Annotated in this window: 1 protein-coding gene; it reads right to left on the bottom strand. The window is 41.9% G+C overall.

All coding sequences use genetic code 11. From position 1 onward, the window contains the following. Positions 1 to 217 (bottom strand): M24 family metallopeptidase (locus tag FTW16_RS01885; protein ID WP_146489854.1); only part of this gene is annotated, 217 nt, incomplete at its 3' end. Positions 218 to 229 lie beyond the last annotated feature (12 nt).

Raw genomic sequence — 229 nt, 5'->3', positions numbered from 1 at the left:
TGATTGAAGTACAGATCGACTTAGGGAAACCATGGTAATCAAGCGGAGCAGAGTATGCACCTTTTTCTAGAGCGTACTCATGACAGATTTTGTTTAACTCTTCTGTCGTCACACCAACTTTGATGTGTGGTTCGATCATTTCTAGAATCTCTGCGGCTATCTTGCCCGCAATGCGCATGCGTTCTATTTCTTCAGCAGTTTTAATCTTGATTGACATTGGCTTTCTCTA

It is taken from the genome of Vibrio sp. T20 (assembly GCF_007858795.1).
Taxonomy (GTDB): Bacteria; Pseudomonadota; Gammaproteobacteria; order Enterobacterales; family Vibrionaceae; genus Vibrio; species Vibrio satsumensis.
This window is presented reverse-complemented; position numbering and strand designations above follow the sequence as displayed.